This is a genomic window from Streptomyces sp. ATLC9, assembly GCF_057196705.1.
On record NZ_JBXUOY010000373.1, the window covers coordinates 1 to 4,235 of the forward strand.

At 77.4% G+C, this 4,235-nt stretch carries 5 protein-coding genes; all 5 read right to left on the reverse strand.

The features are described 5' to 3' along the window. On the reverse strand, positions 1-713 hold a 713-nt coding region (locus tag AC2CJA_RS24840; protein ID WP_484604917.1), incomplete at its 3' end, for an NAD(P)/FAD-dependent oxidoreductase. Between the two features lie 25 nt (positions 714-738). Further along, the gene (locus tag AC2CJA_RS24845) at positions 739-1,257 is read right to left on the reverse strand and encodes an isoprenylcysteine carboxyl methyltransferase family protein (RefSeq protein ID WP_484604918.1); all 519 of its coding nucleotides are present in this window, start codon (positions 1,255-1,257) and stop codon (positions 739-741) included. Then, complete coding sequence (locus AC2CJA_RS24850) at positions 1,257-2,342, reverse strand: type III polyketide synthase (protein WP_484604919.1); 1,086 nt, start codon at positions 2,340-2,342, stop codon at positions 1,257-1,259. The genes AC2CJA_RS24845 and AC2CJA_RS24850 overlap by 1 nt, the downstream gene beginning before the upstream one ends. After that, entirely contained in the window at positions 2,339-3,520 is a 1,182-nt protein-coding gene (locus tag AC2CJA_RS24855) for a geranylgeranyl reductase family protein (protein WP_484604920.1), read from the reverse strand. Before AC2CJA_RS24855 ends, AC2CJA_RS24850 begins: the two co-directional genes overlap by 4 nt. Continuing rightward, on the reverse strand, positions 3,520-4,235 hold a 716-nt coding region (locus tag AC2CJA_RS24860; RefSeq protein ID WP_484604921.1), incomplete at its 5' end, for a UbiA family prenyltransferase. The genes AC2CJA_RS24860 and AC2CJA_RS24855, both read right to left, overlap by 1 nt.

The following is a 4,235-nucleotide window of genomic DNA, read 5'->3' on the forward strand; positions in this document are numbered from 1 at the left end:
CTCCGGCGCAGTGGTCCGGCCCCGCGCACCGGCCCGGCCGGCCGGGCACCGGCCAGCCGCTCGCGCAGACCGGGGAAGACGGCGAGGTGGTCGTCGTAGGCCCCGCGGCCGGCGGTGAGCACCGCCACGCCCACCAGGCCGTCGGCCACCGGGGTCACATAGGCCTCCGCGCCGTGGGCCCAGTGCACCTCGACATGGTCGCTCCAGGGGGTCAGTTCGAAGTGGCGTCGCAGCCCGTAGCGCGGGCGCGCCCGGTGCGGCCGGTCCAGGCCCAGCGCCCGGCGGATCGGCGAGTGCAGGCCGTCGGCCGCCACCAGATGGGCGGCCCGGACGCCGCCGGCCACCACGCCCCGCCCGTCCTGCTCGACGCCGCGCACGGTGCGCTGCTCGATCCGCACGCCCGTGGCCAGCGCCGCCTCGCGCAGCGCCGCGTGCAGCACGGTGCGGCGCACCCCGCGGCCCGGCCCCGTCCGGAAGACGGCGGCGGCCCGGCGGGGTCCGGCGACGTACCGGATACCCCGCAGTTCATGCCCGGCCGGGTGCACGCCGAGTGCGGCCAGGGCGGCGACGGCTCCCGGCATCAGCCCCTCGCCGCACGCCTTGTCCACGGTACCGGCGCGCTGTTCGAGGACGGTGACCTCGAGTCCTGCCCGGGCCGCGTGCAGGGCGGTGGCGAGCCCCGCCGGGCCACCGCCGACGACGAGCAGGTCCACAGCGGCGGTCCTCCCCTCGGCCATCTCAGGCCAGTCGCGCCAGTGCGGCGTCCTCGGTACGGACGCGGGCGGCCAGCAGCAGGGCGTTGAGCGCGGTGAAGACGGCCGCCGTGATCCAGGCCGAGTGGACCAGTGGCAGTGCGAGTCCCTCGACGACCACGGCGAGGTAGTTCGGGTGCGGCAGTCGGCGGTAGGGGCCCGCGGTCACCCGCGCGGCGCCGGGCACGACGATCACCCGGGTGTTCCAGTGCCGGCCCAGGGTGGCGACGCACCACCAGCGCAGCGCCTGCGAGGCCGCGACGAGGACGAGCATGGTCCAGGCGAGCGCCGGTACGGCGTCCGGCCGGCGCACCCACACCTCCACGAGCGCGCCGGCGAGCAGGCCCGTGTGCAGCGCCACCATGAACGGGTAGTGTCCCCGCCCCAGTTCCACACCGCCGTGCGCGAAGCTCCAGGCGGCGTTGCGGCGGGACACGGCCACCTCGGCGGCCCGCTCCAGGCCGACGACCGCGACCAGGGCGGTGAACAGCAGCTCGCCGTTCATCACGCACCGCCCGGGGCACGCAGAAGGACGAGTTCTGAGCAGAAGCCCGGGCCCATGGCGAGCATCAGCCCGTAGGAGCCGGGCCGGGGCGGGCGGTTCGCGAACGTGTCGGCCATGACGTGCAGTACCGAGGCGGAGGACAGGTTGCCGATCCGGCGCAGCGAGTCCCAGGTCACGCCCAGGGCGTCCGGCCCGACCCCGAGCGCGTCCTGCAGTGCGCGGAGGACCTTGGGGCCGCCGGGATGCGCCACGTACCAGCCGATGTCTCCGGCGGTCAGCCGGTGGTCGGCGAGGAAGTCGCGGACGTCGCCGCCGACGTACCGGCGCACCAGGTCGGGGACCGAGGCGTCGAGCACGATCCTGAGCCCGCCGGGGCCGACATCCCAGCCCATCGCGCGTTCCGAGTCGGGGTAGAGGCGGCTGCGCGAGGCCAGTACGAGGGGCTGGGCGGGGTCCTCGGAGCGCGCGAGCGGATGCTCGGGGCCGACAGCGACCACCGCCGCGGCGCCGTCCCCGAACAGGCCTCCGGCCACGAGGTTGGCGACCGAGGCGTCGTCGCGCTGGAGGGTGAGCGAGCACAGCTCGACCGACATCAGTACCGCGGCCCCGTCCGGCCGGCCGCGCAGCAGGTCGTGCAGGCGGGCGAGGCCGGCCGCGCCGGCGACGCAGCCGAGGCCGACCAGCGGCAGGCGCACCACGTCGGGGCGCAGCCCGATCTCCGCCGCGACGCGGGCCTCCAGCGAGGGGACGGCCAGGCCGGTCACCGTGCACGACACGACGCAGTCGACGTCGGCGGGGGCGAGGCCGGCGTCCTTGAGCGCCTCGACGACCGCGCGGCTGCCGAGTTCGGTGCCGACCCGGATGAACGCGTCGTTGGCCCGGCCGAAGTCCTCCAGCCGGGCGTACTCCTTCAGCGGGAGCGCGGTGTGCCGGGTCTCGACGCACACGTTGCGGTGCAGCCGCTCGACGAGACCGCGGTCGGCGGCGGCCGCGGTCGGCATGGTGGTGAGGAACTCGGTGATCTCCTCCTGCCGGTGGCGGTGCTCGGGCAGGATGCCGCGAACGCTGAGGACGCGTGTGCTCATGCTGGCTCCCGGGTTCGTCCGGTCGGGCGGGCGGATACGGCGAGCGCCCGGCCGAGGCCGAACGCGACAGCGGGGGTCAACCGGCCCCGGGCGAGGCCGAGTTCGACGAGGTCGTCGAAGACGCGCCGGTCGGCCGCGGAGGCCCGCAGGGCGGCTTCGACGGTGCGGCGGCCGCGGGCGAGCCGGGCCGCCAGGGCGGTGTGGCGCAGATGGGGCAGGAGGATCCGGCCGGTGGCGCGGGCGTACCGCTCCCCGGCTCGTTCGGGCCTCCCGTCGCGGCAGGCCGCGGCCGCCGCGCGTCCGGCCGCGATCCCGGTGGCCACCGCGTAGTAGATGCCCTCGCCGGTCAGCGGGTTCACCAGTCCGGCGGCGTCACCCGCAAGCAGCACCCGGCCTGCCGGAGGCCGCCAGCGCGCCGTCGAGAGCGGCAGATGGTGGCCGGCCCACTGCCGCCCGCCCTCGGCCGCGCCGGGCAGCAGCGCATCGAGCCGTTCGAGCAGCCCGGCGCGGGCCGGCGCCGTACGGCCGGTGTGGATGACCTCGCCGTACCCGACGTTCGCCAGACCGTCGCCGCGGTCGAAGGACCAGGCGTACGACGGCTGGTGCCGGGTGCCGAACTCGATGACCTGTACTCCGCGCCGCCCGTGCGCGACCGGGGCATAGCCGCGCAGCGCCAGGGCCGCCGGGCCGCGGGGCAGGCCGAGTGCGCGGCGGACGGCCGAGTGGGCACCGTCCGCGCCGACGACGACCGCGGCGGAGATCTCCCCGTCCAGGACCACCGCTCCTGTGCGCTGCCGCAGGTCGCGGACCCGGTGCCGCAGGAGGTGGGCGCCGGCCGCGACCGCGGCGCCGGCCAGCCGGGCGTCGAGGACCCTGCGAGGCACCACCCACGCCGGGCGGACCATCGGCCGCTCGGCGGTCAGGCCGCCGAGACCGAGGCGGAGCCGGCCGACCGGAGTCCGGTCGTCGAGGAGACCGGTGACACCGGTCTCGGCGAGGAGGTCGAGGACGTGCGGGGCCACCGCGTCTCCGCAGGCCTTGTCCCGGGGGAAGTCCGCCCGGTCCAGGAGGACGACACGCAGTCCGGGGTCGGTGTGCAGCGCGCCCAGGGCGGCGGCGGCGCCGGCCGGCCCGGCGCCGACCACCGCGAGGTCCCAGTGCGCGGACGCCGGCGCCATCAGCCGGCCGCCACGAGCAGCGCGACATCGAGCAGGGCGACGGCCACGGCCGCCCGGAAGGGGGTGCGGCCGTGCGCGGTCAGGGTGAGCAGCGTGAGGGCGGCCACCGGCGCGAGGGCGGCGAGCGCCCAGGCCGGCGGGCTTCCGGCGGGACCGAGCACGGCGAGCGGCGAGGCGGTGGCCAGAAGGGCGGCGGCCAGGGCGCGCGAGGGGCGTTCGCCGATCCGGTGCGGCAGGCCCCGCACTCCGGCGCGTTCGTCGTCGGCGAGGTCGGGCAGCGTGTTGAGCAGATGCGCCCCGACCCCGAGCGCGGCACCGGCGCCGGCGGCCCACGGCGGCGCCCAGGCCTGGGCGGGTCCGGCGAGGGTGACCACCGAGGGCAGCGCCCCGAAGGCGCAGGCGTACGGAGCCCAGGACCACCGGGTCGCCTTCAGCCCGAGGTTGTAGGCGTGGCCCGCGCCGGTGACGAGGAGGATGTTGACCAGCGCGGCGCGCGGCCCGGTGAGCGCGGACAACGCGAGGCAGGCGAGCGCGGCGGCGGCCAGCGCGCGCAGCACCGAGCCGACCGGGAGACCTCCGGTGGCCAGCGGTTTGTCGGCGCGGCCGGCGGCGCGGTCGCGGGAGAGGTCGCGCAGATCGTTGCCCCAGCCGATCGTGAGCTGGCCGGCCAGTACCGCCGCTGTGACCGCGGCGGCCTCCGGCGGGCGCAGCCCGC

Excerpts from the sequence above, each read along its gene's own strand:
- AC2CJA_RS24855 (WP_484604920.1), bottom strand. The coding sequence starts at position 3,520 with ATGGCGCCGGCGTCCGCGCACTGGGACCTCGCGGTGGTCGGCGCCGGG.
- AC2CJA_RS24850 (WP_484604919.1), bottom strand. The coding sequence starts at position 2,342 with ATGAGCACACGCGTCCTCAGCGTTCGCGGCATCCTGCCCGAGCACCGC.
- AC2CJA_RS24845 (WP_484604918.1), bottom strand. The coding sequence starts at position 1,257 with ATGAACGGCGAGCTGCTGTTCACCGCCCTGGTCGCGGTCGTCGGCCTG.